Source organism: Curtobacterium pomorum (assembly GCF_044497295.1).
In the GTDB taxonomy this organism is placed as follows: domain Bacteria; phylum Actinomycetota; class Actinomycetes; order Actinomycetales; family Microbacteriaceae; genus Curtobacterium.
In genome coordinates this window covers 994,695-1,019,539 of the sequence record NZ_CP172409.1, presented here as the reverse complement: position 1 = coordinate 1,019,539, position 24,845 = coordinate 994,695, and the positions used below count along the sequence as shown (strand labels likewise).

26 protein-coding genes are annotated in these 24,845 nt (G+C 70.4%); 7 read left to right on the top strand and 19 right to left on the bottom strand.

Features of this window, described 5'->3' with window-relative positions:
* Positions 1–94 precede the first annotated feature (94 nt).
* On the top strand, positions 95–871 hold the full coding sequence (locus ACGH48_RS04945) for an isocitrate lyase/phosphoenolpyruvate mutase family protein (RefSeq protein WP_396290405.1): 777 nt from the start codon (positions 95–97) through the stop codon (positions 869–871).
* An 84-nt stretch (positions 872–955) separates the two neighbouring features.
* Here the strand turns inward: ACGH48_RS04945 and ACGH48_RS04940 are convergent, their stop codons facing one another.
* Together ACGH48_RS04940 and ACGH48_RS04935 are read right to left on the bottom strand one after the other, a co-directional pair.
* Positions 956–2,884: an amidase family protein gene (locus tag ACGH48_RS04940; RefSeq protein WP_396290403.1), complete on the bottom strand. Its 1,929-nt coding sequence runs from the start codon at positions 2,882–2,884 to the stop codon at positions 956–958.
* Complete coding sequence (locus ACGH48_RS04935) at positions 2,881–3,708, bottom strand: hypothetical protein (protein ID WP_396290402.1); 828 nt, start codon at positions 3,706–3,708, stop codon at positions 2,881–2,883. Before ACGH48_RS04935 ends, ACGH48_RS04940 begins: the two co-directional genes overlap by 4 nt.
* A 137-nt stretch (positions 3,709–3,845) precedes the next feature.
* Between ACGH48_RS04935 and ACGH48_RS04930 the strand changes: the two genes are divergently transcribed.
* Together ACGH48_RS04930 and ACGH48_RS04925 are read left to right on the top strand one after the other, a co-directional pair.
* The gene (locus tag ACGH48_RS04930; RefSeq protein ID WP_396290401.1) at positions 3,846–4,457 is read left to right on the top strand and encodes an HD domain-containing protein; all 612 of its coding nucleotides are present in this window, start codon (positions 3,846–3,848) and stop codon (positions 4,455–4,457) included.
* A gap of 273 nt (positions 4,458–4,730) precedes the next feature.
* Positions 4,731–5,018: a hypothetical protein gene (locus ACGH48_RS04925; protein WP_131845315.1), complete on the top strand. Its 288-nt coding sequence runs from the start codon at positions 4,731–4,733 to the stop codon at positions 5,016–5,018.
* Positions 5,019–5,096: 78 nt separating this feature from the next.
* Here ACGH48_RS04925 and ACGH48_RS04920 read toward each other — a convergent pair whose 3' ends face one another.
* From ACGH48_RS04920 to ACGH48_RS04895, 6 genes are all read right to left on the bottom strand, one after another.
* Positions 5,097–5,600: a hypothetical protein gene (locus tag ACGH48_RS04920; RefSeq protein WP_396290400.1), complete on the bottom strand. Its 504-nt coding sequence runs from the start codon at positions 5,598–5,600 to the stop codon at positions 5,097–5,099.
* Between the two features lie 92 nt (positions 5,601–5,692).
* On the bottom strand, positions 5,693–6,157 hold the full coding sequence (locus ACGH48_RS04915) for a phage tail protein (RefSeq protein ID WP_123294134.1): 465 nt from the start codon (positions 6,155–6,157) through the stop codon (positions 5,693–5,695).
* A gap of 18 nt (positions 6,158–6,175) precedes the next feature.
* Complete coding sequence (locus tag ACGH48_RS04910; protein ID WP_396290399.1) at positions 6,176–7,021, bottom strand: hypothetical protein; 846 nt, start codon at positions 7,019–7,021, stop codon at positions 6,176–6,178.
* A 35-nt stretch (positions 7,022–7,056) separates the two neighbouring features.
* Positions 7,057–8,130 carry a redox-regulated ATPase YchF gene (gene ychF / locus ACGH48_RS04905; protein ID WP_123313302.1) on the bottom strand — a complete coding sequence of 358 codons (1,074 nt, stop codon included), beginning with the start codon at positions 8,128–8,130 and terminating at the stop codon, positions 7,057–7,059.
* Between the two features lie 59 nt (positions 8,131–8,189).
* On the bottom strand, positions 8,190–8,399 hold the full coding sequence (locus ACGH48_RS04900; protein ID WP_396290398.1) for a hypothetical protein: 210 nt from the start codon (positions 8,397–8,399) through the stop codon (positions 8,190–8,192).
* A 9-nt stretch (positions 8,400–8,408) separates the two neighbouring features.
* Complete coding sequence (locus ACGH48_RS04895; protein ID WP_396290397.1) at positions 8,409–8,648, bottom strand: hypothetical protein; 240 nt, start codon at positions 8,646–8,648, stop codon at positions 8,409–8,411.
* A gap of 408 nt (positions 8,649–9,056) precedes the next feature.
* On the opposite strand from ACGH48_RS04895, the gene ACGH48_RS04890 reads away from it, so the two are divergent.
* The 3 genes from ACGH48_RS04890 to ACGH48_RS04880 all read left to right on the top strand — a co-directional run bounded on the left by ACGH48_RS04890 (position 9,057) and on the right by ACGH48_RS04880 (position 11,116).
* Positions 9,057–9,521, top strand: a complete 465-nt coding sequence (locus ACGH48_RS04890; protein ID WP_396290395.1) for a hypothetical protein — start codon at positions 9,057–9,059, stop codon at positions 9,519–9,521.
* A gap of 64 nt (positions 9,522–9,585) precedes the next feature.
* Positions 9,586–10,224: an exonuclease domain-containing protein gene (locus tag ACGH48_RS04885; RefSeq protein ID WP_123313619.1), complete on the top strand. Its 639-nt coding sequence runs from the start codon at positions 9,586–9,588 to the stop codon at positions 10,222–10,224.
* Between the two features lie 133 nt (positions 10,225–10,357).
* Positions 10,358–11,116 (top strand): GntR family transcriptional regulator, encoded by a 759-nt coding sequence (locus ACGH48_RS04880; RefSeq protein WP_123313299.1) that lies wholly within the window; start codon positions 10,358–10,360, stop codon positions 11,114–11,116.
* A 152-nt stretch (positions 11,117–11,268) separates the two neighbouring features.
* Here the strand turns inward: ACGH48_RS04880 and ACGH48_RS04875 are convergent, their stop codons facing one another.
* The 11 genes from ACGH48_RS04875 to iolC form a co-directional block, all read right to left on the bottom strand.
* A complete protein-coding gene (locus ACGH48_RS04875; RefSeq protein WP_123313298.1) occupies positions 11,269–11,676 on the bottom strand; it encodes a tautomerase family protein in 408 nt (135 codons plus the stop codon).
* 122 nt (positions 11,677–11,798) lie between these two features.
* Positions 11,799–13,016 carry a Gfo/Idh/MocA family protein gene (locus tag ACGH48_RS04870; protein WP_396290394.1) on the bottom strand — a complete coding sequence of 406 codons (1,218 nt, stop codon included), beginning with the start codon at positions 13,014–13,016 and terminating at the stop codon, positions 11,799–11,801.
* On the bottom strand, positions 13,013–14,125 hold the full coding sequence (locus tag ACGH48_RS04865) for a transaldolase family protein (protein WP_396290393.1): 1,113 nt from the start codon (positions 14,123–14,125) through the stop codon (positions 13,013–13,015). Before ACGH48_RS04865 ends, ACGH48_RS04870 begins: the two co-directional genes overlap by 4 nt.
* Entirely contained in the window at positions 14,122–14,991 is an 870-nt protein-coding gene (locus tag ACGH48_RS04860) for a sugar phosphate isomerase/epimerase (RefSeq protein WP_111084937.1), read from the bottom strand. The genes ACGH48_RS04865 and ACGH48_RS04860 overlap by 4 nt, the downstream gene beginning before the upstream one ends.
* Before the next feature lie 3 nt (positions 14,992–14,994).
* Positions 14,995–16,026: a Gfo/Idh/MocA family protein gene (locus ACGH48_RS04855; protein WP_396290392.1), complete on the bottom strand. Its 1,032-nt coding sequence runs from the start codon at positions 16,024–16,026 to the stop codon at positions 14,995–14,997.
* A 51-nt stretch (positions 16,027–16,077) separates the two neighbouring features.
* Positions 16,078–17,004 (bottom strand): sugar phosphate isomerase/epimerase, encoded by a 927-nt coding sequence (locus ACGH48_RS04850; RefSeq protein WP_173169472.1) that lies wholly within the window; start codon positions 17,002–17,004, stop codon positions 16,078–16,080.
* A gap of 50 nt (positions 17,005–17,054) precedes the next feature.
* Complete coding sequence (gene iolD, locus ACGH48_RS04845) at positions 17,055–18,962, bottom strand: 3D-(3,5/4)-trihydroxycyclohexane-1,2-dione acylhydrolase (decyclizing) (protein ID WP_396291166.1); 1,908 nt, start codon at positions 18,960–18,962, stop codon at positions 17,055–17,057.
* Between the two features lie 17 nt (positions 18,963–18,979).
* Positions 18,980–19,912: a 5-deoxy-glucuronate isomerase gene (iolB, locus tag ACGH48_RS04840; RefSeq protein WP_396290391.1), complete on the bottom strand. Its 933-nt coding sequence runs from the start codon at positions 19,910–19,912 to the stop codon at positions 18,980–18,982.
* 8 nt (positions 19,913–19,920) lie between these two features.
* Entirely contained in the window at positions 19,921–21,432 is a 1,512-nt protein-coding gene (locus ACGH48_RS04835) for a CoA-acylating methylmalonate-semialdehyde dehydrogenase (protein ID WP_396290389.1), read from the bottom strand.
* Complete coding sequence (locus ACGH48_RS04830; protein ID WP_396290388.1) at positions 21,429–22,370, bottom strand: class I fructose-bisphosphate aldolase; 942 nt, start codon at positions 22,368–22,370, stop codon at positions 21,429–21,431. Before ACGH48_RS04830 ends, ACGH48_RS04835 begins: the two co-directional genes overlap by 4 nt.
* A complete protein-coding gene (gene iolC, locus ACGH48_RS04825; RefSeq protein ID WP_396290387.1) occupies positions 22,363–23,379 on the bottom strand; it encodes a 5-dehydro-2-deoxygluconokinase in 1,017 nt (338 codons plus the stop codon). The genes ACGH48_RS04830 and iolC overlap by 8 nt, the downstream gene beginning before the upstream one ends.
* Before the next feature lie 190 nt (positions 23,380–23,569).
* On the opposite strand from iolC, the gene ACGH48_RS04820 reads away from it, so the two are divergent.
* Positions 23,570–24,832: a DNA recombination protein RmuC gene (locus ACGH48_RS04820; protein ID WP_396290386.1), complete on the top strand. Its 1,263-nt coding sequence runs from the start codon at positions 23,570–23,572 to the stop codon at positions 24,830–24,832.
* Positions 24,833–24,845 lie beyond the last annotated feature (13 nt).

Here is a 24,845-nt window from a genome sequence, read left to right as displayed (position 1 = left end):
CGACCGGGAGGCCCGGCGCGAGCCCGCCCGTCATCGAGCGTCGTCTTCCGCGCACCCTGGGACGCGGGGCGTCGCCCCGCCTACTGTCGGTCCCATGAGCACGAGCACCGCCGACAAGGCCACCACCCTCAAGCAGCTGCACGAAGCCCCGGAGATCCTCCGCGTCGTGAACGTGTGGGACGCGATCACCGCGAAGGTCGTCAGCGACCTGCCCGGCACGAAGGCGATCGCGACCGCCGGACACTCGATCGCCGCGTCGTACGGGTACGAGGACGGCGGGATGCCCCTCGACCTCGCACTGTCGGGCGCCGCGATCGTGGCCGCCGCGACCGACCTGCCGGTCACCGCGGACCTCGACGACGGGTACGAGGACCCCGCCGAGACCATCCGGCGCGCGATCGGCTCCGGCATCGTCGGCGCCAACGTCGAGGACCGCCTGCGCCCCTTCGACGAGGCCGTCGCCCGGGTCGCCGCGATCACCGCCGCTGCCCAGGCCGAGGGCGTCGACTTCCAGCTGAACGCCCGCACCGACGCGATCGCCCGCGGCGGCGACCGTCCGATCGACGAGAGCATCGCGGACGCCGTCGCACGCGGCAAGGCGTTCCTCGACAACGGCGCGGCACTCGTCTTCGTGCCCGGCGCGATCGACCGTGGCGTCGTGGAGCAGCTCGTCGACGGCCTCGGCCGCGGCAAGCTGTCGGTCATCGGTCTGCCGGGTGCCCTGCCCGCCGCCGAGTACGAAGCACTCGGCGTCGCCCGCATCTCCTACGGTCCGCTCACGCAGCGCGTCGCGCTGCGCGCGCTCCGCGACCTGGCGACCGACCTGTACGGCGACGGCGTCGTGCCGGAGGACACCCCGACCCTGAACTGACGAAGCAGACGGACGGGAGGCCCGGTGCCAGCTGGCACCGGGCCTCCCGTCATCTCTCTGGTCGCGTCACGCGACCCGCTCGGCTCAGCCGAGCGCCGGGTACAGCGCGGGCGTGGTGCGCGCCGTCGTCTCCTGCTCGAAGGCGTAGCCGAGGCCGATCAACGTGCTCTCGTCGAACGAGCGGCCGAGGAACTCGAGGTTCACGCCGGCGCCGGTGATCGTGCCGTCGGCCACGGTCGCCTGCCCCATCGGGACGGTGATCGCCGGCATGCCGGTGTTCGGGCTCAGACGCATGTTCGTCGACTGCGTGCCGTACGGCGTGCCCGACGGGTAGATCAGCGAGTCGAGGTCCTGGTCGTCGAGCATCTGCGTGACGAGCTGCTTGCCGGTGGCGAGCTGCGTCGTGTGCGAACCCGTCGGCCCGGCCCACGCCTGGTACTGCGCGTCGGTGATCAGGTCGCGGGACTCGTAGGTCGACTTGCGGCTCGGCACGTACTCGCCCGAGGCCAGGATGCCCTGCAGCGACCGGGCGGTCACGTCGGGGTCGAGGTGCTTCGCGACGTACTCGTCCAGGTCGTGCTTGAACTCGTTCGTGCTGCCGCTGCCCTCGGACAGGACCCGGTTGAACGCCGTCGTCGCGGTGATCGGGACGACGGTCGCGCCGGCCGCCTCGAGCTTCGCGACGGACGCGTCGAACAGCCGCTTGGCCGTGGCGTTCGTGCCGACCATGCTCGTGACGTAGCCGATGCGGGCACCCTCGAGCGAGTCCGCGTCGAGCGACGACGTGTACGAGGTGGGCACTCTGCCGGACTGTGCGCTCGTGACGGGGTCGGCGGCGTCCACACCGGTGACGGCGTCGAGCGCGACGGCCGCGTCGGTCACCGACCGGGCGATGGGCCCACCGGTGTCCTGCGACAGCGCGAGCGGGATGATGCCGTCGCGGCTGGCCAGGCCGACCGTCGGGCGGATACCGACGAGCTGGTTGTACGTCGACGGGATGCGGATCGAGCCGCCCGTGTCGGTGCCGAACCCGATGCCGGCGAGGTTCGCCGCGATCGCCGCACCGGTACCACCGCTGGAGCCACCGGCGGTCTGCGCCGTGTTGTACGGGCTGGCGACCAGCAACGACGAACCGGCGGGCTGGTTCGACGAGAACTCCGACACGAAGCCGTAGGCGAACTCGTCGAGGCTGGCCTTGGCGAGGATCACCGCACCGGCACCACGCAGGCCGGCGACCATCGTGGCGTCGGTGTCGGTCTGGTTGTCGTCCCAGCAGCCGCAGCCGCCGGTGGTCGGCATGTCCTTGGTGTCGTAGTTGTCCTTCACGGCGATCGGTACGCCCAGCAGCATGCTCGTCATGCCGTGCTCGGCACGCTCGGCGTCCGCCGTCTTCGCTGCAGCGAGGGCCTCGGCGTTCGTCGTGACGATCGAGTTGAGCGCGCGGCCGGTCGACGCGGAGTCGACCTTCGTGCGGTCGTACGCGGCGATGCGGTCGAGGTAGTCCTGCGTGATGGCGACCGAGGTGGTGACCCCGGCGTTCATCGCGGCCTGCATGTCGATGGTGGACGCCTCCACGAGCGTGAACGGGCCGTCGTCGTAGATCATCCGCTGGGACAGCGCCGCGAGGTCCGCGACGGTGATCGTGCCGTCGGCGTCGGTGTCCGCGGCGCTGACGGTCGCCCAGTCGGTACTCGCGGTCGTCGCGCCGAGGTGGTCGGTGAGCACCGCGAGGTCGGACTTCGTGACCTGGTCGTCGCCGGTCAGGTCGAGGTCCGTGTAGTACGGCGCGAGCATCGCGGCGGGGCTGGCGTCCACGGGTGCCGGAGCCGCTGCTGCCGTGATCGCCGGGGTCGCGGCGAGGACGGTGCCGACGAGGGCGATGAGCGAGGCGCCAGCGACGGCCGAGCGCTTCCGGGCGTGCTTCGTGCGGGCGGCCGGCTTGGTGATCGCCTGCTTGCTGGCGTCCGGCTTGGTGGTCGCCTGCTTGCTGGCGTCCGGCTTGGTGGCGGTCATTCGGCTGCTCCGGTGCGCTCGCGGCGGGCGCGGCGCGCACGCAGGGTGATCAGGGTCCCGCCGGCGGCGAGGAGGGCCAGGGACGCGGCGATCCACGGGGCGACGTCGGCGCCGGTCCAGGCGAGTTCGCCACCGGTCGGACGGTCGCCACCCGCTGCGGCCACGGCGGTCGCGCCGCTGGTCGGGTCGGACGGGTCGCTCGGGCCGGCCGTGGCCGTCGGGTCGAGGTCGCCCGCGCCGGCGCCCGGGTCGGCCGTGGCGGTGGCGCCCGGGGTCGGCGTGGCCGTCGGGGTGGGCGTCGGGGTCGCCGTCGCCGCTGCAGCGATCGAGATCGAGGTGCTCGCTGGGTCGGTGAGCGTCGTCGAGGTGCCGTCGGCGCCGACGAGCGTGATGCTCGTGACCGCCAGGTCGACGCTGCCCGCTGCGGTCGGCGTCAGGCCGATCGACGCCGCGAGGTCGCCACTGAGCGCCGGGGACGTCCCGAGGCGGGTGTGCACGACCGTCAGGGCGTCGCCGTCCTGCTCGACGCTGTCGAAGCCGCCGTCGGGACCGGTGACGCTGTCGTCGACGTACGCCACGGAGTCCGCGTCGGCGTCGAGCGTGATCTCGAACGCGTAGACGTCGGTCGTCGCCGGGATCGTGAGGTCGACGTCGAACGCGGTGCCGACGGTCGCGGTGGTGGGGGCGTCGATGATCGCGGTCGTCGCGGTCGGTGCTGCCTGTGCCGGTGCGGCGGTCAGGGCGGCGAGGCCGATCGCCCCGGCGGCGACGAGTGTCGAGGACACGATCGTCGCGCGGGGGCGCAGCCGGAGGCGGTGCTGCATGGGTGCAGGTCCTTCGGGAGGAGGTCGGGTGCTGAGCGGGTACTCAGTGATCCGAAAGCTAACGGTGCGCTGTTTCCGGCTCGGGCCCGGCACGTTTCCGCGCCGTTACGGCTCCGCCGCACCGCTACTGTCGTGCCATGTCGCTCGACGTCGAAGCCCTGCTCACCCCGCCCTCCCCCGTCGCCGCACGGGCGTTGGACGTCGTCCGCACCTGGTCCTCCCCCGCGCTGGTGAACCACTGCCTGCGCTCGTGGGCGTCGGCGGTCCTGCTCGCCCCGACCGTCGACCTCGAGCCCGACCGCGAGCTGCTCTTCGTCGCCACGATGCTGCACGACCTCGGCGTGACACCGTCGTTCGACGCCCACGCCGTGCCGTTCGAAGACGCCGGCGGCGCCGTGGGCTCCGTCTTCGCCCTCGGCGCCGGGTGGGACGCAGCCCGCGCGCGACGCGTCGGCGAGGTCATCGAGCGGCACATGTGGACCTCCGTCGACCCCGCAATGGACGTGGAGGGGCACCTGCTCGAGGTCGCCACCTCGCTCGACGTCTCCGGTGCCGGGTTCTCCCGGTGGTCCACCGACGACCTGCACGCCGTCGCCACCGCACTGCCCCGCCTCGGATTCTCCGGCTCGTTCGACGAGCTCATCCACGCGCAGGCTTCGCGCAAGCCGGCCTCCGCCGCTGCACGACTCGACGGCTCCGGGAACGTGGCTGCCGGTGGCGCCCGTTGGGACGCGTTCCTGGTGTCCTGAACCGTCTTTCCGGCCGTCTCTGGACTTCTTCGCTTCGAGTGCGTATAGTTCTTGGTTGGTGCACTGCCGCGAACCCATCTGACTCGCGCACACCAACGTCTCGACACCGACTCACCCGAGTCGCATTCCAAGCGAGACCACCGCTCGATCCGAACGGATCAGCAGCACGTTGAAACTCGACGTGCGCGCCCCGCACTCGATGCGTCGTGCCGGACTGAGACGTCCGCCGACACCGAGTCGCCCTGGCGCCGAATGACCAGGAAGTACAGCACCATGACCAGCAACGAACGAATCACCGTGTTCGGGACCGCACTCGCGGCCCCGACGATCACTCCCGACCGCATCGCCGAGTTCCCCGTGCGTGACGACCGCTCGCAGCGCGAGTACCTCGTCCGCATCGCGGCCGACGACCTGCAGACCTTCGTCACCCGCGGCACCCGTCTGGACGCCGTCGGCGAGGCCGGCTGGACCGTCCCGGGCCGCTCCTGGGCGGGCGAGGCCAGCCGCACCCTGCTGCAGGCACAGTCCGTGCAGGCGGGCGAGATGGCCCTCGCGGCCTAGGCTCCACCAGGACGAACGCGAAGCGCCGCCGGGCTACCCGGCGGCGCTTCGTCGTGCGTGGGGCCGTCCGTGCGACGGTCACGCACCTCGACGGGCCGCAGCCACGACCTGTGACGCCGCCCCGAGTACCCCCGGCACGATCGCAGCGAACGCCCCGACCGTGTGACCGGCCGAGATGAGAATCGCTCCCGCGATGAGCGCTCCGACGGTGAGTACCTGCGCACCGATGACACCCGTCAGGACGGCGACTGCCTCCGCTCTGCTCAGACGCTCGACGGCGTCAGCAGCGACCGCTTCGGAGCGGAGGTGGCAGCCGATCATCCGCTCGGCCGCTCCCGGAACGAGCCGCTCGTACTCGGCCAGGACGCGCGGAGACGCTACCGGTCCACTGAACATCTCCGTTGCAGCGATGTTGAGGACGTTGGCGTCCGCCTCTCCTCGGCTGCCGTTCGCCGTGCCGCTGACGCCCGCTTCTCGTTCAACAGCTCCCGCATCGCCCGCGCTCGGGAGCTGTCCCCCGTGAACCCGACGTACAGGCCGTGCATCACCGCAGTCTTCACCAGAGTCGCCGTCATAGCCCATGCCCTGCCCTTCATCACCGGTTCGTGGTGACCAGAGTCGATCAGCGTTGCCTGCCGTACCAAACATTTTGCATACATGGGGGCTTCGCGACGTCAGTACTCGCCCTTCACCACGAAGAACGAGCCGCGGATCGTGCCGGCGAGCTTCGACTTCTGCCGCGCGAACTTGAACTTGTCGGCGAGTTCCTCGGGCACGTCCATGCCGTCGGACAGCTTGAAGCCGACGGCGCGCTTGCCGCCCGGCTCGAGCGTGTACAGGACGTTGATCGCCAGGCCGGACTCGTAGAACACGTACGTCCAGCGCACGCCGTCGACGAGCGCTTCCGTGGCCTCGAGCGGTGGTGACGCGATGACCAGCCCGCGCTCCTCCTCGAGCACCCGTCGCACGTAGGCGACCAGATCCGGCACATCAGCCGCGGCGTGCGTGGTGAACACGTGGTCGTACTTGTTCGCGAAGTACCGCGCCTCGTTGGCCCGGAGCCCGGCGAGTGCGTCGGCGACCGGCGAGGACTCCAGACCCACCGTGGACACGTTCACGAAGTCGACGACGTACGACATGGGGGCCTCCTCGGGCGCTCAGACGAGCCGAAGCGAGCGTGTGGGTTGCTTCGACGCGCTCGGTTCATCCTGTGTACCGAGGGCGCGGAGGAGCGCCACGAGCGCGTCCTCGAATCGGTCGGTACTGAAGGTCAATGACCTCGCCGCTGCGTCCGCGAGCGACTCGGGTTTCCACGATCCTTTGAGCGTCGAGCTTTCCATGAGCAGTGACTCACGCTTCTCGTAGACCAGCGGCCAGGGCGACCCCGGCTGCGAGTAGGTCGGAACGTCGTCCGGTGCGTAGCCGGCGCACTCTGCGAGGAGCCGCGGATTGAGGTTGACGAACGATCCGTTCATCAGAGCGTCCACGGTCGTTCTGTGGTCCGCGACGTCTTCTGGGTCAAGTTCCTGATCGAAAGCGAGGATCGCCAGATGGGTGGCGTCCGTGTCCATCCAGGCAGCCTCGTTGAGGAGGTTGGCGAGACTCCCTACCGGCAACTGGTGCTCGTCGCTGATGGTGGTGTCGATCGCGCGCAAGAGCGCGACCTCAGTCTCCAACTGCGCGAGCAAGTGCCGGACCTCGCCTCGAAGCGCCCCGGTGTCAGCTTCGTTGACTGACTGGTCCGAGAGCAGTTCGGCCAATCTCGGACTCGTCAACGCCTCAATGCTCCGCGCAGCAACGAGCGCTGCTTTCCCGTGTGCCAGGACGTCCTGCTTCCAGGCCGAGATGAACATGCTCGCCTCACGACGCGCCTGGTCGTTTGCAAGCTCCCGAGCCTGCCGACTGGCAATTCGCGCGACGTAGATGGTCACGGCCAAGGCAGCAATGGAGAGCAGCGCTGCTACCGCAGTGGCCACCGCTGACACCACGTCCACCCACGTCATCGTTCCCCCGTGCATTCCTGCCCCTCCTGCTGCCCCTAGTTGTTGAAGCGGAACTCCACCACGTCGCCGTCCTGCATGACGTAGTCCTTGCCCTCGATCCGGGCCTTGCCGGCAGCGCGGGCCTCGGCGATGGAGCCGGTCTCGACCAGGTCGTCGAACGAGATGACCTCGGCCTTGATGAAGCCCTTCTCGAAGTCGGTGTGGATGACGCCGGCAGCCTGGGGTGCCTTCCACCCCTTGCCGATCGTCCACGCGCGGGCTTCCTTCGGACCGGCCGTCAGGTAGGTCTGCAGCCCGAGGGTGTCGAAGCCGATGCGGGCAAGCTGGTCGAGCCCGGACTCGGTCTGTCCGGTGGACTCGAGCAGCTCGGCGGCGTCGGCCGGGTCGAGGTCGATGAGCTCCGACTCGACCTGTGCGTCGAGGAAGACGGCCTGGGCGGGGGCGACGAGCGCGGCCAGCTCGGCCTTGCGGGCGTCGTCGGTCAGGATCGCCTCGTCGACGTTGAACACGAAGATGAAGGGCTTGGCGGACAGGAGTCCGAGCTCGGCGATCGGCGCGAGGTCGATCTTCGTCGCGGACAGCAGGGTCCCCTGCTCGAGCGCGGCACGGGCCTCGCGAGCGGTCTCGAGCACGATCGGCTCGGCCTGCTTGAGCTTCACGGTCTTCTCGTACCGCGGGAGCGCCTTGTCGATGGTCTCCATGTCGGCGAGGATCAGCTCGGTGTTGATGACCTCGAGGTCGTCCTTCGGGGACACCTTGTTCGCCACGTGCACGACGTCGTCGTCGGTGAAGCCACGGACGACCTGCGCGATGGCGTCGGCCTCGCGGATGTTGGCGAGGAACTTGTTGCCCAGGCCTTCGCCCTCACTCGCACCCTTGACGATGCCGGCGATGTCGACGAACGACACCGGCGCGGGCACGGTCTTCTCCGAGTGGAAGAGCTCAGCGAGCTGGTCGAGCCGCGAGTCGGGCAGGTTCACCACCCCGACGTTCGGCTCGATCGTCGCGAACGGGTAGTTCGCGGCGAGGACCTGGTTCTTGGTCAGGGCGTTGAACAGGGTCGACTTGCCGACGTTCGGGAGACCGACGATTCCGATGGTGAGAGCCACGGAAGAAGAGCCTACCGGCGGCGGCGCGCCGGAGCCGACCCAGGCCTCCAGTCCGTGCGTCAGGACAGCGGTGGCGACCCGCCCAGCGTGATCAGCCACAGGATCGCGGCGAGGATGCCGCGGGCCGATCCGGTGGCCACGATCGCGGCGGCGGCGCCGGCTGCGACGAGCGCGGTGGCCAACCCGACGGCACGCCGCGTGGTGTGCGGTGCTGCGTCGACGCGCTCCGCCTGCGCCAGCAGCTCGTCCATGTCCCGCGGTTCCCCCATGGCGTGAACCTAGTCCGGCTGCTGCTGGGAGGCCAGGGCGACCACGCGACGCTCGACGACGTCGAAGACGTCGGCCTGCAGCCGCTGCGAGCGCCGCCAGTCGGCGGCCACCTGCAGCGAGTGGTCGGCACGGTCGACGGTCTGGAGGCGCGCAGCAGTCCCCGAGACCCGCTCGGGCCGCCACATGGTGTCGTCTCCACCCCCGATCGCGTCATGCGCGTCGGTGGCGGCGGCGAGCGCCGTGGCCACGTCGTCGTGCGTGAGGACCGGCGTGAGCCAGACCCCGGGGACGTCGTTCCGGATCGCCCACGGCAGGGCGAAGCACCCGAACGACTTCGCGATGACCGGTCGGGCAGGCGATCGCCCAGCGCAGCCTCGATCGCGGCCTCGACGAACGCGACCGGGTCGGCCCCGGCGTCGTCGTCGATGATCCAGGCCGGTGCCACGACCTCGCATCCGGCCGCCGACGCGATGGCCTGTGACCACCACAGCAACGGCGCCTGCTGCCCGTAGCCGGCCCCGGCGAGCACCAGCACGAGCGGCCAACCGTCTCCGTCGTTCCCCATGGGCGCACGCTACCGCGCGGAACGCGCCACGACGGCTTCTGGCAGCGTGGTCCCCGTCGTCCGGACCGGGCGACGGAACAGGAGGACGTCGATGTGGTTCGAACGCGACGAGCGCGGTGTGCACTCGGTGGGCATGGGAGCGCCGGGGCTGCGGCAGCGCTTCGCACCGGAGACACTCGCCGCCCTCGAGCAGGCCTCTCGTGCTGAGCTCGAGCAGCTGCACGACGCGATGGCCGAGCTCGAGGCAGACGTCCTGGTCGTCTACGACCCCGAGGACGACACGATCGACTACGCCGAGGAGGACCGGTTCCGCGGGATCCCCCTCCCCCGCGACTCTGGGTTCCCGGTCGTCACCGGCGACCTGACCGTCGGACTCACCGAACACGTCCAGAGCCTGCCGCTGCGCTGGCGACTGGACGGCGTCGCGGTGGCGTTCGAGATGGTGGGCACGCTGCTCGCGCCGTACTGGAAGCGCGAACGTGCGCGTCGGACGGCGACCTGGCGCGCGACGGCACGACGTCGGCGCAGCGGTTCCCGGTCGGCACGCCGCCGCTGAGCGTCCGGCCGCAACGCCGAGGCGGCTTCCGGCGATGTCGGCGCCCCGTGCGACGATCGGAACCGTGCCGTTGAACTTCACCGCGATCGACTTCGAGACCGCGAACAGCTCGCCCGCCAGTGCGTGCTCCGTCGGACTCGTCAAGGTCCGCGCGGGCCGGGTCGTCGACCGGGCGTCGTGGTTCATCCGCCCGCCCCTCGGACACGACGCGTTCCTCGAGTGGAACACCCGGATCCACGGGATCGTCGCCGAGGACGTCGTCCGGGCGAAGACGTGGGAGCAGCAGTACCCCGACCTCGTCGCCTTCGCCGAGGGTGACGTCCTGGTGGCGCACAACGCCCGGTTCGACATGGGCGTCATCGCCGGTGGGTGTTCCGCGACCGGCATCGACCTCGCCGAACACCACTCGATGTGCTCGCTCGCGGTCGCCCGCAAGACCTACACACTCGACTCCTACCGGCTGCCGGTCGCTGCGATGGCCGCCGGGTTCGAGGGGTTCCAGCACCACGACGCCGCCGCCGATGCCGAGGCGTGTGCAGCGATCGTCATCCACGCTGCCGGCCATCACGGCACCGACACGGTCGAGGCCCTGGGTGCCGCGACCCGCGTGACGATCGCCCCGGTCCGGGCCCGCGCCGAGAAGCCGAAGTCGTCGACGCCGCAGCCGCGGCTGTCGAACCGCCCGATGGTCTTCGCCGACTGAGCCCAACGCGAGCGTGGGACGGTCTCGAGCCGACACCCGTTGTCCGGTGCTCGGGGCGCCGATACCCCGGTGGTATTGTCACGACATTGCCGTCGGCACCGACGCCGGCACCCAGCACGTGTGAAGGACCGCGATGACCAACGAAGGCCAGCTGCCGTCCGACCTGTTCATGGACCTGGACCGGTCGGGTCCCATGCCCCTCTACTTCCAGGTGGCCTCGCGCATCGAGGAGTCGATCCGCTCCGGCGTGATGCCACCCGGCGCCCGTCTCGAGAACGAGATCGCGCTCGGTGAGCGACTCGGGCTGTCCCGCCCGACGATCCGTCGGGCGATCCAGGACCTCGTCGACAAGGGGCTGCTCGTCCGCCGCCGCGGCATCGGCACGCAGGTCGTGCACGGCCCGGTGACCCGCAAGGTCGAGCTCACGAGCCTGTACGACGACCTGGCGCAGGGGTCACAGGCCCCGGCGACGAAGCTCCTCGAGCGCAACGACGTGCCGGCTCCGGACGACGTCGCAGCCGCGCTGAGCGTCGAGCCCGGCACGACCGTGGCGCACATCCGACGCGTGCGGTTCGCCGAGGACGTCCCGATGGCGATCCTCGAGAACTACCTGCCGCCGGAGTTCCTCGAGATCACCGACCAGGACCTGCAGGACCACGGGCTGTACCAACTGCTCCGCGGTCGCGGTGTGACGATGCGGGTGGCGAAGCAGCGGATCGGTGCCCGCGCGGTCACCGACGAAGAGGCCGGTCTGCTCGAGATCGAGGACGGCGACCCCGTCCTGACGATGAGCCGCACCGCGTACGACGCCTCGGGCCGCGCGGTCGAGTACGGCGTGCACTGCTACCGCCCCGACCGCTACTCGTTCGAGGTCACCCTCGTCGACAAGTAGGCGGTTCGCGCTGACCGCGTGACGTCGAGGTTCCACGAACCGCCGCACGCGTGACGCCGAGGTTCCACGGATGGCCGCTGAACGCCTCGAAATGCCGAGATTTCGGAACCTCGGCGGAACCTCGGCGGGCGCGCGGGCCGGACGGACCCCGCTCAGGCGAGCGAGGGCACGCCGAGCTCGCCCGTCACGTACTGCGCTCGTCCGAAGCCGAACGACCAGTCCTGCGGACCGTTTTCGACGTAGCCGATGAAGACGTCCTCGGACGCGACGCCGATCGCCGCCAGGGCGTCGTGGATGGCCGCGTACAGCGTCGTCTTCGCCTCGTCGGTGCGCCCGCGCTGCGTGAAGACCTGGATGACGATGACACCCTCGGTGCGCTCGAACCCCAGGCCGGCGTCCTCGGCGATGATCTGCTGCGCCGGGTGCTCGGTGATCACCTGGAACCGGTCGCGCACGGGGATCGCGTACACGTCGACGATGGCCTGGTGGATGGCGTCGGCGATGGCGCGCACCGCCTGCGGCGTGCGGCCGGTGGCGAGGTCGATACGGACGAGCGGCATGGTGCCTCCTGCTGTTCGGGACTTTGTCCTGACAAACTAACATGGATTTGGACCCAGCGACAGACGGACGGGAGGCGCGGTGCCAGCTGGCACCGCGCCTCCCGTCCGTCGTCCGCGACCGTCTAGAGCACGGGGGTCGCCGCCGCGTACGTGAGCGGTCCGTCGACGCGCGCGACGTCGTGCCACGCACCGTCGGCGAGGGACGCCTCCGCCGCCTCGACGATGGACGCTGCGGCCAGTCCGTCGGCGACGGACGGGGCGAGCTGCTCCCCGCGACGGACGCTCGCGATGAACTGGGCGGCCTCGATCGTCTTCAGGTCGTCGTAGCCCATGGCCGTGCCGGCGCCGGGCTGGAAGCGCGCGAACTCACCGTCACCCGCGGCGACGTAGTGCGTGGCGTAGCCGTCGACCTCTTGGCCGTCGAGGTACACCTCGAGCTCGTTGAGCCGCTGGAAGTCCCACCGCACCGAACCCTTGGTGCCGTAGATCTCGAGCGTGTACTCGGCGTGCGGTCCCCGCATGACACGGCTCGAGTCCATGGTGCCGACGGCGCCGTCCTCGAAGCGGAAGAGCAGGGCGGCGTAGTCCTCGTTCTCGACGCGGCCGAGCGCACCGGTGGCAGCGGCGCTCCGGTCGACGATGCCCGCGGCCGGCTTCGGGCGCTCCTGGATGAAGGTCTCGGCGAGGGCGCTCACACTCGCGATCCGACCGACGACGTACTGCGCCAGGTCGAGGCCGTGCGAGAGCAGGTCGCCGAGGACCCCCGAACCGGCACGCTCCCGCTCGAAGCGCCAGGTCAGCGGCGCCGCGGGGTCGGACGAGTAGTCGGCGAGCAACGAACCCCGCACGTTCGTGATCCGACCGAGGCGGCCGCTGCGGACGAGTTCGCGCGCCCGCTCGATCGCCGGAGCGTGCCGGTAGTTGAACCCGACGCTCGTGATGACGCCTGCGCGCTGCACGGCCTCGTGGATCTCGCGTGAGTCGCTGGCGTAGCGGCCCATCGGCTTCTCGATCCAGAACGGCTTGCCCGCTTCGGCAGCAGCGACCGCCATCTCGCGGTGCAGGAAGTTCGGCGAGCAGATCGAGACGACGTCGACGGCCGGGTCGGCGAGGACCTCGTGGTAGTCGGCGACGGCCCGCTCGTAGCCCAGGCGGGTGACGGCCTGGTCGCGAGCGGCCTCGATCGGGTCCGCGGCGACGACGAGCCGGGGGTGCACGCCGAGCTCGGGGAAGTGGTCCGGCAGGGCGCGGTAGGCCCGCGAGTGCAGCCGCCCCATCCAGCCGACCGAGATGAGGCCGACGCCGATGGTGTCCGGCACGGCTGCGTCCGTCGACGTCATGCGGCGGGGACGATGATGTCGCGGACCAGGGCGTCGAGCTGCGCGTCGGCGTCGAGGAACTGGCGCAGGGTCGTCACCGTGGCACCGAACCGGTCGAACTCGTCGATCGTCATGCCGTCGACGTCGTAGCCGCGCGCGAACTCAGGGGTCGCGGCGCGCAGGGCCGCGATGACGTCGGCCGGCACCTCGTCGTGGATGGCGTCCGGACGGAACGGGAACGCGTTCGCGTTGATGTCCTTCGACCACTGGAACGGCGGGGAGACGACGAGGTCGCCGCCCTGGAACTCCGACCACTGCAGCGCGTTGCGGAAGGCGGCGACGAGCACGCGCGACCGGAAACCACGCTCCTGGAACACGCCGTAGGCGTTCTTCACCGCGGCGACGCCGGCCCACTCGAGGATGCCGGGGTCGACCAGGACGTGGTCGCGCTTGACGACGGTCTTCAGCCAGTCGTCGAACCGGCCGGCCATCAGCGTGACGACGTGGCCGAACTCCTGGTCGGGCAGCCCGTCGGCGGCACGACGGTCGAGCGCGCGCTCGATGGCCTCGCCGACGGCCACGACCTGCGGCACCGTGAAGGACACGGTCGCGTTGATCGAGACACCGCGGTACGCGGCCTCCTCGATCGCGGCGATGCCGACCTTGGTGGCGGGGATCTTCACGATGATGTTCGGGGCGAGCTGCGAGAACCGCACGGCCTGCTCGACCAGGGCGTCGGCGTCGCGGTGGAACCGCGGGTCGGTCTGCATCGACAGGCGACCGTTGCGGCCGCCGGACGCCTCGAACGCGGGCAGCAGCTGCTCGGCCGCGGCGATGGAGAGCTCCTCGACGGCCTTCCAACCGATCCAGGACTCCCCCGCCGTCGGGTGCTCGGCGGCGATCTCGCGGATGCGCGGCACCCAGGTCTCCGGGTCCTGCTTGATGCACGTGTACGCGATCACCGGGTTGCAGGTCGCCCCGACGGCGCCGTACTCGTGGATCGCGGTCGACAGCTCGCGCGGGTCGGCGGAGTCGTTCCACAGGGCCGTCACGGTCTGCGACGCGGCCTGCAGCGTGACGGGTCGGGTGTCGGCGCCGGTGGGCGTCGTGGTCTCGAGGGTGTCGGTCATCGTGTGAGTCCCTTCTTGATCGTGTCGAGCTGGAAGCGCGAGACCTGGTCGGCGTTCTCGTCCTCCGCGAAGACGCTCGACACCGCCACGGTGTCCTCGCGCGCCGTGAAGCCGACCCGGTCGAGGGCGGCCCAGAAGGCGTCGAAGTCGACGTCCGCCTGCCCAACCGGCAGGTGCTGGTGCACCCGGACCGGGTTGCCGGGCGGGTTCGTGATGTAGCGCAGCCCGTGCGACCGGTGGTGGTCGTAGGCGTCGGCGACATGCACGAGCTGCAGGGAGTCGCCCGCGGCGTCGATGATCTCGTCCATGTTGCCGCCGTAGTGGAACGTGTGGCAGGCGACGTAGACGAAGCCGATGCTCTTCGAGTTCAGGCCACGGATCACCCGGAGTGCCTCGAGCCCGTCCTCGACGAAGTCGTCGGGGTGCGGGTCGATCAGGACCCGGATGCCGGAGTCCTCGATGATCGGCAGCAGTTCCTCCATCGCCCAGTGGAACTGGTCCTCGGACTCCTCGGCGCGCTCGGGGCGGCCGGAGAACTCCGTGTTGATCGTGTCCACGCCGAGGCGCTTCGTGATCTCGATGACCCGCTTCCACTTCTTGACGGCGGCCTCGCGGGCCTCCTTGTCCGGACCGGCCCAGCGCAGGACGGGCAGGACCGATGCGACCTGCACCCCGGCCGTCGTGCACGCCGCGGCGAACGCGTCGACGAGGTCGTCGTCGGCCGTCGGGTGCCGGTAGAAGGGGATGAAGTCCTTGTGCGGGGTGAGCTGCAGGTACTCGTAGCCGAGGTCGGCGACCTTCTGCGGGAACTCCAGCAGCGACAGGTCGTGGTGGTACGGCGTGGGGTCGAGTGCGATCTTCGGCATCGATCAGGCCGTCTCGTAGAAGGCGGGCTTCGCGGTCGCGTACGTGATCGGTTCGAGCGCACCGGACTGCTGCGCACGCACGGCGACCTCGGCGACGACCGACGCCGTGTACCCGTCCCAGGCGCTCGGCCCGTCGATCCCACCGGCCCGTGCGGCGTCGACCCAGCGCTGCACCTCTTCGTCGTAGGCGGCACCGAAGCGCTCGACGAACGACGGGGTGACGCCCTGGCCGGAGACGCCCTGCGACACGAGGTTCAACGAGGTCTCACGGCCGATGTAGGCGACCCCGGACTCGAACACCGCGTCGGTGGTGACCTGGTAGCCGAACTGGGCGTTCACGTTGATCTCGACGATCGCCATGGTGCCGGACTCGGTGGTGAACAGCACGAACTGCGGCTCGGGCAGGTCGGCCGGCGCGAGCGAGTTCTTGCGGGGCTTCTTGACCTCGACGCTCGTGATCGCCTCGCCCGTGATGAACGGGATGATGTCGATCTCGTGGATCACCGAGTCGTGGATGAGCATCGACTCGCTGAAGTTCGGCGGTGTGGTCGGGTTGCGGTGCGCGTGGTGCAGCGCGAGCAGGGCGCCGTTGGCACCGGACTCCCGCAGGGCACGCAGCTCCTGGTACCCCTTGTCGAAGCGGCGCATGAAGCCGACCTGGATCTTCGGGCGGTCGGCGTGCTGCTGCTCGAGCTCGACGATCCGCAGGGAGTCCTCGGCCGACGTGGTGAGCGGCTTCTCGCACAGGACGGCCAGGCCGCGCTCGAGCGCCGGCACCAGGACCGGCTCGTGCAGGAAGCCCGGCGTCGCGACGATGACGGCGTCGATCGCGGTGGCGTCGAGTGCTTCCTCGAACGACGCCGCGGTGATCGCGCCGGGCGCCTTCGCCGCGGCGGCGGTCGCGCGGCCGCTGTCGGGGTCGACGATGGCGACGACGTCGGCGCCGGCGATGGTCGAGGTGATGCGACGGATGTGGTCGCTGCCCATGGCGCCCGCGCCGACGACGGCGACGCGGAGGTTGTCAGTGGTGCTCATGGCGGTGCTCCTGGGGTAGATGACGCTGCGTGGACGGCTGTTGGTGGCCGGTCAGGACACGCGGGCGGCGGACGTGGAACCGAAGATGTGCTGGAACGTGCGCTCGGCGATCGGGCCGGGGGCGTCGACCGAGCAGCCGTACATGTCCTGCTCGACGATGCCGAAGACGTCCGGGTTGATCTTCGCGACGGCCTCGATGATCGGGGCGAGTTCCGGGGTACCGTGCGGCGGCTCGGTCATGATGCCCTGCGACACGGCGGTGGCGAACGGCACGTCGTTCTTCAGCACGTCGAACAGCAGGTCGGTGTCGACCTGCTTGAGGTGCAGGTACCCGATGCGCTCCGGGTGCGCGGCGATGAGCTTGAGGTTGTCGCCGCCGTAGTACGCGAAGTGGCCGGTGTCGAGGCAGAGGTTCGTGTACTCCGGGTTCGTCACCTCGAGGAACCGCACGGTCTCCTTGTAGGTGCCGACGTGGCTGTCGGCGTGCGTGTGGAACTGCTGGTGGACGCCGTACTCCTCGAGCAGCGCCTTGCCGAGCTGGTCGTGCCCCTTGCCGAGGCGGTCCCACTGCTCGTCGGTCAGGGTGCGCGACTCGAGCACCTCTTCCGTGGCGTCCGAACGCCACAGGTCCGGGATCGTCACGAGGTGCTGGGCGCCGAGCTTGGCCGCCAGACCCGCGACCGCCACGGCCTGGTCCCAGGCGCGCTGGAACTGGTCCTCGCCCTTGTGGAACCCGGTGAACACGGTGCCGGCGGAGAGCTTCAGCCCGCGCGACTCGAGCTCGTCGGACAGCTGCGAGGGGTCGGTCGGCAGGTAGCCGTACGGTCCGAGCTCGATCCACTCGTACCCGGCGGCGGCCGCCTCGTCGAGGAAGCGCTTCCACGGCACCTGGTTCGGGTCGTCGGGGAACCAGACGCCCCACGAGTCGGGGGCGGTGCCGATCCGGATGGCGTCGGTTGCGGTGGCGGTGTCGGTCATGACGTCGTCGTCTGCTCTCTGGGTGTGGTGCGTGTGGTGGACGGTGGTGCTCAGCCGAGCAGCGGGCGCTGGGCGGCGACCTGCTGCTCGTACTCGGCGCGGGCGGTCTGCGTGCTCGACAGCGTCGAGGTCTGCGCGACCGGCACGTCCCACCAGCCGTCGCCCTCGGGGGCGTAGACCAGCGGGTCCGAGTTGATGTGCACGAGGGTGGTGTGGTCGTTCGCCTTCGCCTGACGCACCGCGGCCTTGAGGTCCTCGATGCTGTCCGGGCCGGGCTGGACCTCGATCACGTCGACGCCGTACGACCGCGCGTTCGCCGCGAGGTCGACGGGCAGCGGGTCGCCGTTGTCGAACGACTGCGTCTCGTCCAGGTAGCGGTACTTCGTGCCGTAGCGCTCGGACCCGACGGTCTCGGACAGGTGCCCGATCGACGCGTACCCGTGGTTCTGGATGAGCACGACGATGATCTTGATGCCCTCGGCCACGGCGGTGACGAGCTCGGTGTGCAGCATGAGGTAGCTGCCGTCGCCGACCATGACGATCGCGTCGCGGTCCGGGGCGCCACGACGGACGCCGATGCCGCCGGCGATCTCGTAGCCCATGCACGAGAACGCGTACTCGACGTGGTAGCCGAGGGCGTCCCGCACGCGCCAGAGCTTGTGCAGGTCGCCGGGCAGCGAGCCGGCCGCCTGGATGACGACGTCGCGGGGGTCGGACACCGACTGCACGGCGCCGATGATCTCCGGCTGGCCGGGCAGGTCCGCGCCGGACGGCGCGAACGCGCCGTCGACGGCTGCGTCCCACGCGGCCTTCAGCGAGGCGATCTCCGCAGCGTAGGCGGCGTCGACGACGTACGCGGGCTCTGCGGGTGACGACCCGGTCGACGTGAGTGCCGCGGTCAACGCGACCAGGGCCTCCCGGGCATCCGCGATCAGCGGCAGCTGCGAACCGTGCTTGTAGGCGTCGAACGCGGCCACGTTGACGTTCACGAACGTGACGTCCGGGTTCTGGAACGCGGTCCGCGACGCGGTCGTGAAGTCGCTGTAGCGCGTCCCGATCCCGATCACGACGTCCGCCTGCGCGGCGACCGCGTTCGCGGCGGCCGTGCCGGTCGCGCCGATGCCACCGAGGGACTGCGGGTGGTCCCAGACGAGCGATCCGCCGCCGGCCTGCGAGGTGCCGACCGGGATGCCGGTCGCTTCGACGAAGGCGGCGAGCTCGTGCTCCGCGCCGGAGTACAGCACGCCACCGCCCGCGACGATGACGGGGCGCTTCGCCGCCCGGATCGCGGCGACCGCACGCGCCAGCGGCCCGTGCTCGGGCAGCGGACGGCGGATGTGCCACTCGCGCGGCTGCAGGAACGCGACGGGGACGTCGAACTCCTCGGCCTGCACGTCCTCCGGCAGGGCGATCGTCACGGCACCGGTCTCCGCCGGGTCGGTCAGCACCCGCATCGCCGCGAGGGCGATCGAGAACAGCTGCTCGGGCCGCTCGACACGGTCGAAGTAGCGCGACAGCGGACGGAACGCGTCGGTCACCTGCAGGGAGGTGTCGTGCGGCAGTTCGATCTGCTGGAGCACCGGGTCGGTGGTCCGCGTGGCGAACGTGTCCGACGGCAGCAGCAGTGCGGGCAGGCGGTTCGTCGTCGCGAGCGCGGCGGCGGTGAGCATGTTCGCGGCACCCGGACCGACCGACGCCGTCGCGGCGAAGGTCGCACGGCGGCGGTGCATGCGGGCGAACCCGACGGCCTCGTGCACCATCGCCTGCTCGTTGCGGGCCTGGTGGTACGGCAGCAGTCCGGGCTGCTCGACGTGGAGCTGCTTGATGGCCTGTCCGACGCCGGCGACGTTGCCGTGCCCGAAGATGCCGAAGATCCCCGGGATGGTGCGTTCGCGGACGTCGCCGTCGACGGTCCACTGGTTGGCCAGGAACTCGACGAGTGCCTGGCCGACGGTCATCCGGCGCGTGGTGGTGGTCACGCCTGCTTCCTTTCGTAGGGCAGGCGCGGGTCGAGCTGCTCGCTCGCCCATGCCTGGCGGACCCAGCCGTGCGCCGGGTCGTCGGTGATGTTCCAGACGCGCTCCGGGTCGGGCCCGGCCATCACGTTGAGGTAGTACATGTCGTAGCCCGGAGCGGCGACGGCGGGGCCGTGCCACCCGTGCGGGACGAGCGCGACGTCGCCGGTGCGGACTTCGCGGAACTCGTCGATCGGACGGTCGTCCGAGGCGTAGGTCCGGTGCAGCGCGAACGGATCGGCGGTGGCCGGAGCGGAGAGGCCGCGTGCGACCGCGGACTCGTAGTAGTAGATCTCCTCGAGGTTCGACTCCTCGCCGGGCACGTTCGTGTCGTGCTTGTGCGGCGGGTACGACGACCAGTTGCCGGCCGGCGTGATCACCTCGCACACGATGAACTTCACGGCGTCGAGCGCGGCCGGGGTGCCGAAGTTGTGCACCTGCCGGCTGGACTGCCCGGCACCGCGGAGCTCGACCGGCACGTCCTGCCGGGCCACGTACGTGGTCGGCTTGACGGTGTCGGTGGGCGCCTCGGCGACCGCGAACCGGCCGCTGCCGGTGATCGTCGCCGCTGAGCCGGACCCTAGGTACAGGACGTCGGTGGGACCCTCGAACACGCTCGCGCGCCCCTGCAGGGCCTGCTCGCCGTCACCGGCGGCGCCCGCGTAGGTCACGTGGAACGCCCCCGCGAGCGGCACGACGATGCGCTCCACGGCGACGGCCGGGAGGCGCAGCTCGCGTGTGCCGGTCGGGTCGCTGTCCGTCAGGGTGCCGGTCCGGAGCCCGGTGTGCGTCCATCCTGCGATGCGACCGTCGACGACGTCGGTCCAGCCCGCCTCGGGCCGGGAGCCCGCCGGGATGAACCACTGGTCGTGCTCGTGCTGTTCGTTCGCCATGCTGCGGCTCAGTTGTTCGACGGGAAGCCGAGGTTGATGCCGCCGTGCGACGGGTCGAGCCAACGGCTCGTGATCGCCTTCTGGCGGGTGAAGAAGCTCACGCCGTCGGCGCCGTACGCCTTGTGGTCACCGAACAGCGAGTTCTTCCAGCCGCCGAACGAGTAGTACGCGACCGGCACGGGGATCGGGACGTTGATGCCGATCATGCCGACCTGCACGTCGCGCTGGAAGCGACGCGCGGCGCCGCCGTCGTTGGTGAAGATGGCGGTCCCGTTGCCGTACGCACCCGAGTTGATGAGCTCGAGGCCCTCTTCGTACGTGGCGACGCGGACGACGCTGAGCACAGGACCGAAGATCTCCTCGGTGTAGACGCGGCTCGTGGTGGGGACCTGGTCGATCAGCGTCGGGCCCAGCCAGAAGCCGTTCTCGTCGCCGTCGGGTCGGACGGTGCGGCCGTCCACCACAACCACCGCACCGTCCTGCTCTGCGACCTCGATGTACGAGGCGACCTTGTCACGGTGCTGCTTCGTGACGAGCGGGCCCATGTCGCACCCGCGACGACCGTCGCCGATGCGCAGGGTCGCCGCGCGGTCCGTGATCTTCTGGATGAGCTCGTCGGCCACCGGCTCGACGGCGACGACGACCGAGATCGCCATGCAGCGCTCACCGGCAGATCCGAAGCCCGCGTTGATGGCGTTGTCCGCGACCAGGTCGAGGTCGGCGTCCGGCAGCACGAGCATGTGGTTCTTCGCGCCGCCGAGGGCCTGCACGCGCTTGCCGTGCTTCGTGCCGGTCTCGTAGACGTACTGCGCGATCGGCGTGGAACCGACGAACGAGATCGACTCAACGTCCGGGCTGGCCAGCAGCCCGTCGACGGAGAGCTTGTCGCCGTTGAGCACGTTGAAGACGCCGTCGGGCAGACCGGCCTCGGTGAACTTCTCGGCGAGCCAGATGGCGGCGCTCGGGTCCTTCTCGGACGGCTTCAGCACGACGGTGTTGCCCGCGGCGATCGCGATCGGCAGGAACCACAGCGGCACCATCGCCGGGAAGTTGAACGGGCTGATGATGCCCACGACACCGAGCGGCTGCCGGATCGAGTAGACGTCGATGCCGGTCGAGACCTGGTCGGAGAACTCGCCCTTCATCAGGCTCGGGATGTTCGTGGCGAGCTCCACGACCTCCTGCCCACGGGCGATCTCGCCCAGGGCGTCGTCGATGACCTTGCCGTGCTCGCTCGTGATGATCTCGGCGAGCTCGCCCTTGTCGCGGTTCAGGATCTCGCGGAACGAGAACAGGATCTGCTGGCGCTTGGTGAGCGACAGGTTGCTCCACGCCGGGAACGCCGCTTTGGCGCTCGCGATGGCGGCCTGGATCTCGTCCTCGTTCGCCAGGGCGACCTGCTTCGTCGCGATGCCCAGTGCCGGGTCGTACACGGGGGCGCTGTTGCCCGACGCGGACTCGACGTGCTTGCCGCCGATCCAGTGGCCGACGGTGGTGGTGGCGGTCTCCGTGGTGGTCATGCGTTGCTTCCTTCGAGTGTGGTGGTTGCTGCGTGCGTGGCGCCGGCGCTGCCGGTGTGGACGAGACCCGCGGCCACGTCGACCGCGGTGGCGACGTCGCCGTCCGGCGGGTAGAGCAGGGTGCGGCCGACGACCAGGCCGCGCACGCCGGGGAGCGCGAGGGCGTCGGCCCACTTGGCGTAGGTCTCGAGCGGCTTGCTCGACGGATCGCCCCCGAGCAGGAGCGTCGGCAGCGTCGTCGCCGCCATCACCCGCTCCATGTCGTCGACGACCGGGATCTTCAGCCAGCTGTAGGCGCTGGACTCCCCCAGGCCCGCGGCGATCGCCATCGAGGTGATGACGGCGTCGGCGGTCAGGTCGTTCACCACCCGGCCGTCCTGCCACGCGGACATGAACGGCTCGAGCATGATCGGCAGCTGGAGTGCGGCGGCCTCGCTGACCGCACGGGCCGTGGCCTCGAGCGTCGGTGCCGTGCCCGAGTCCTCCAGGGCGATGCGAACCAGCAGCTTCGCGAAGTCGAGCCCGGAGTCCTTGATGGCCTGTGCCGAGTACGCCGTGTAGCGGTCGTCCATCTCGAACGTCGCCCCGCGCAGTCCGCCGCGGTTCATCGACCCGACGACGACCTTGCCGTCGAGGGCGCCGAGCAGTGCCAGGTCCTCGAGGATGTCGGGCGTGCCGAGCACCCCGTCGACGCCGGGGCGGCCGAGCGCCGTGACGAGCCGCTCGAGCAGGTCGTAGCGGTCGGCCATCGCGGACTCGTCGTTCCGGACCGCCAGGGCACCGCGTGCCGGGTGGTCCGCGGCGACGATGAAGAGCTTGCCGTCGTCGGCGAGCAGCGAGCGCTTGTGCCGAGCGTCGAGCACGGACCGCACCAGTTCGGGCTGTCCGGCGCGGATGTCCCGGAGGCGCTGGAAGTCAGCGGGGCTGATCTCAGGCATGGGTCTTCTCCTCGGTGCTCGTGTGGTTGGTGCCGTCAGCGGGGTTGCTGGCGATGAACGCCTCGATCTCGTCGCTCGTGGGCATCGCCGTCGAGCACTCGAACCGCGTCGCGACGATGGCGCCGGCGGCGTTGCAGAACGCGAGGATCCGCTCGAGGCCCCAGCCCTGCAGCAGGCCGTGGGTCAGCGCGCCGCCGAAGCCGTCGCCCGAGCCGAGGCCGTTGACGACGTCGATGTGGTGCGGGCGGAACTCGACGAACTCGTCGCGGGTCTTCGCCAGCACGCCCTTGGGGCCCTGCTTGACGATGGCGATCTCGACCCCGCGCTCGAGCAGGGCGTCGGCGGCGCGGACCGGGTCGGTCTCACCGACGGCGACCTCGCACTCCTCGCGGTTGCCGACGGCGACCGTGGCGTGTTCGAGGGCGACGGCGACCTCGCGCGTCGCGGCCTCGGGACTCGACCAGAACATCGAGCGGTAGTCCAGGTCCAACACGGTGTGGGTCTTCGTGCTGTTCTGCGCGGCGGAACGCGCTTCGTACGCGACGTGGTGCGCCTGGCGGCTCGGCTCTTCGCTCAGGCCGGTCACCGTCGTCCAGAAGATCTTCGCCCGCTCGATCTCGTGCAGCGGCAGCGACTTCGCCGTGATCATCAGGTCCGGCGCCTTCGGTGCCCGGTAGAAGTACAGCGGGAAGTCGTCCGGCGGGAAGATCTCGCAGAACGCGACGGGGGTGTTCAGCCCCTCGACCGTCTCGACGAAGGCGTTCGCGACGCCGAACTCCGGCAGGGTGCGGGCGATGTACCGGCCGAACGGGTCGTTGCCCGTCCGGGTGATGACCGCGGCATCGGCACCGTGGCGCGCTGCGGCGATGGCGACGTTGGTCGCGCTGCCGCCGACGGACTTCGAGAACGTCGTGACGTCTTCGAGCGGGCCGGTCTGCTGCGGGTAGATGTCGACGCTGACGCGTCCCATCGTGATCACGTCGTAGGCGTGGGGAGCGTGGTTCGTCATGCGACGTGGTGGACCTTCCGTGCGGCTTCATCGGCGGACGATCACGACTGTACACCGTGTTTGCCCTAATGTCATGACATGGTTTCCCGGGACCGGTTCCGCCGGCCCGGTGGTCGCGTCGGTGTGCCGGGAGGCCCGGTGTCGGTGGGCCGGGAGGCCCGGTGTCGGTGGGTTCTGCCAGGGTCACGTCATGCAGATCCTCGCCCTGGTCATCGGTCTCGTGATCGGCATCGCCGTCGGTGCGGTCGTCGCCTGGTCGCTCGCGCGGTCGCGCGCCGGCGTCGACGCCGCGGCGGCGCGCGCGAGCGCCGAGGCACTCCGCACGCGGCTCGACGAGGTCCGCCGCGACGCCGAGGAGCGTCTCGACGCACAGGACGCCCAGTACCGCCGACAGGTCGACTCCCTCGAACGTCGTGCCGCCGAGCTCGAGCACCTCGTGCAGCGGATGCACGGCGCCGACTCGGCCCGGAACCAGAACGAGTCGAAGGTGCTGTCCGCGCTCAGCCCCGTTGCCCAGACCCTCGACGTGATGCGCACGAAGATCGCCGAGCTCGAGCAGTCCCGCAGCGAGCAGTACGGCGCCCTGTCGGCGCAGCTGCGGTCGGCCGCCGAGTCCGAGGAACGCCTGCGTGCCACGGCCGACACCCTGGCCAGCGCCCTGTCCTCGAACAGCACCCGCGGGGTGTGGGGCGAGACGCAGCTGCGCAACGTGGTCGAGGCCGCCGGGTTGCTCGAGCGGGTCGACTTCGACGTGCAGTCGTCGGTCACCACCTCGGCCGGCACCGCCCGACCCGACATGGTCGTGCACCTGCCCGGCGGCAAGACCATCGCCGTCGACGCAAAGGTGCCGTTCAGCGCCTACCTGCAGGCCGCCGAGATCCCGGCGACCGCCACCGGAGCCGAGGGGGCTCGGCGCGACGCCCTCATCGGACAGCACGTCAAGGCGCTCCGAGCGCACGTCGACGCCCTTGCCGCACGCGAGTACTGGACCGGGTACGACGCCTCCCCCGAGCTCACCGTCGCCTTCATCCCGTCCGAGTCGCTCATCTCGAGCGCCCTCGCCGCCGACCCCGGGCTGCTCGACCACGCCTTCCGCAAGCGCATCGCCCTCGCCTCACCCGTGACCCTGTGGTCCGTGCTGAAGACCGTGGCGTTCTCGTGGCAGCAGGACGTCGTCTCGCAAGAGGCACACGAACTCTTCAAGGTCTCACGCGAGCTCTACGGCCGACTGTCCACGATGGCGGGGCACGTCGACAAGCTCGGTCGTTCGATCCGGGGCTCCGTCGTCGACTACAACCGGTTCGTGGGGTCGCTCGAGCGGCAGGTGCTGCCGAGTGCACGGCGGTTGTCGCTGCTCGACGAGTCGAAGGTCATCGCGGACCCGGCGTCGATCGAGGACGAGCCGCGGTTGCTCACGGCGCCGGAGCTTGTCGGCGCCGTCGACGAGGACTGACCGGCCCCTCGTG

Bases quoted from the DNA above. Each gene is read 5' to 3' on its own strand.
- ACGH48_RS04945 (WP_396290405.1), top strand. From the start codon at position 95: ATGAGCACGAGCACCGCCGACAAGGCCACCACCCTCAAGCAGCTGCAC.
- ACGH48_RS04940 (WP_396290403.1), bottom strand. From the start codon at position 2,884: ATGACCGCCACCAAGCCGGACGCCAGCAAGCAGGCGACCACCAAGCCG.
- ACGH48_RS04935 (WP_396290402.1), bottom strand. From the start codon at position 3,708: ATGCAGCACCGCCTCCGGCTGCGCCCCCGCGCGACGATCGTGTCCTCG.
- ACGH48_RS04930 (WP_396290401.1), top strand. From the start codon at position 3,846: ATGTCGCTCGACGTCGAAGCCCTGCTCACCCCGCCCTCCCCCGTCGCC.
- ACGH48_RS04925 (WP_131845315.1), top strand. From the start codon at position 4,731: ATGACCAGCAACGAACGAATCACCGTGTTCGGGACCGCACTCGCGGCC.
- ACGH48_RS04920 (WP_396290400.1), bottom strand. From the start codon at position 5,600: ATGGGCTATGACGGCGACTCTGGTGAAGACTGCGGTGATGCACGGCCT.
- ACGH48_RS04915 (WP_123294134.1), bottom strand. From the start codon at position 6,157: ATGTCGTACGTCGTCGACTTCGTGAACGTGTCCACGGTGGGTCTGGAG.
- ACGH48_RS04910 (WP_396290399.1), bottom strand. From the start codon at position 7,021: ATGACGTGGGTGGACGTGGTGTCAGCGGTGGCCACTGCGGTAGCAGCG.
- ACGH48_RS04900 (WP_396290398.1), bottom strand. From the start codon at position 8,399: ATGGGGGAACCGCGGGACATGGACGAGCTGCTGGCGCAGGCGGAGCGC.
- ACGH48_RS04890 (WP_396290395.1), top strand. From the start codon at position 9,057: ATGTGGTTCGAACGCGACGAGCGCGGTGTGCACTCGGTGGGCATGGGA.
- ACGH48_RS04880 (WP_123313299.1), top strand. From the start codon at position 10,358: ATGACCAACGAAGGCCAGCTGCCGTCCGACCTGTTCATGGACCTGGAC.
- ACGH48_RS04875 (WP_123313298.1), bottom strand. From the start codon at position 11,676: ATGCCGCTCGTCCGTATCGACCTCGCCACCGGCCGCACGCCGCAGGCG.
- ACGH48_RS04870 (WP_396290394.1), bottom strand. From the start codon at position 13,016: ATGACGTCGACGGACGCAGCCGTGCCGGACACCATCGGCGTCGGCCTC.
- ACGH48_RS04865 (WP_396290393.1), bottom strand. From the start codon at position 14,125: ATGACCGACACCCTCGAGACCACGACGCCCACCGGCGCCGACACCCGA.
- ACGH48_RS04860 (WP_111084937.1), bottom strand. From the start codon at position 14,991: ATGCCGAAGATCGCACTCGACCCCACGCCGTACCACCACGACCTGTCG.
- ACGH48_RS04855 (WP_396290392.1), bottom strand. From the start codon at position 16,026: ATGAGCACCACTGACAACCTCCGCGTCGCCGTCGTCGGCGCGGGCGCC.
- ACGH48_RS04850 (WP_173169472.1), bottom strand. From the start codon at position 17,004: ATGACCGACACCGCCACCGCAACCGACGCCATCCGGATCGGCACCGCC.
- iolD (WP_396291166.1), bottom strand. From the start codon at position 18,962: ATGACCGTCGGCCAGGCACTCGTCGAGTTCCTGGCCAACCAGTGGACC.
- iolB (WP_396290391.1), bottom strand. From the start codon at position 19,912: ATGGCGAACGAACAGCACGAGCACGACCAGTGGTTCATCCCGGCGGGC.
- ACGH48_RS04835 (WP_396290389.1), bottom strand. From the start codon at position 21,432: ATGACCACCACGGAGACCGCCACCACCACCGTCGGCCACTGGATCGGC.
- ACGH48_RS04830 (WP_396290388.1), bottom strand. From the start codon at position 22,370: ATGCCTGAGATCAGCCCCGCTGACTTCCAGCGCCTCCGGGACATCCGC.
- iolC (WP_396290387.1), bottom strand. From the start codon at position 23,379: ATGACGAACCACGCTCCCCACGCCTACGACGTGATCACGATGGGACGC.
- ACGH48_RS04820 (WP_396290386.1), top strand. From the start codon at position 23,570: ATGCAGATCCTCGCCCTGGTCATCGGTCTCGTGATCGGCATCGCCGTC.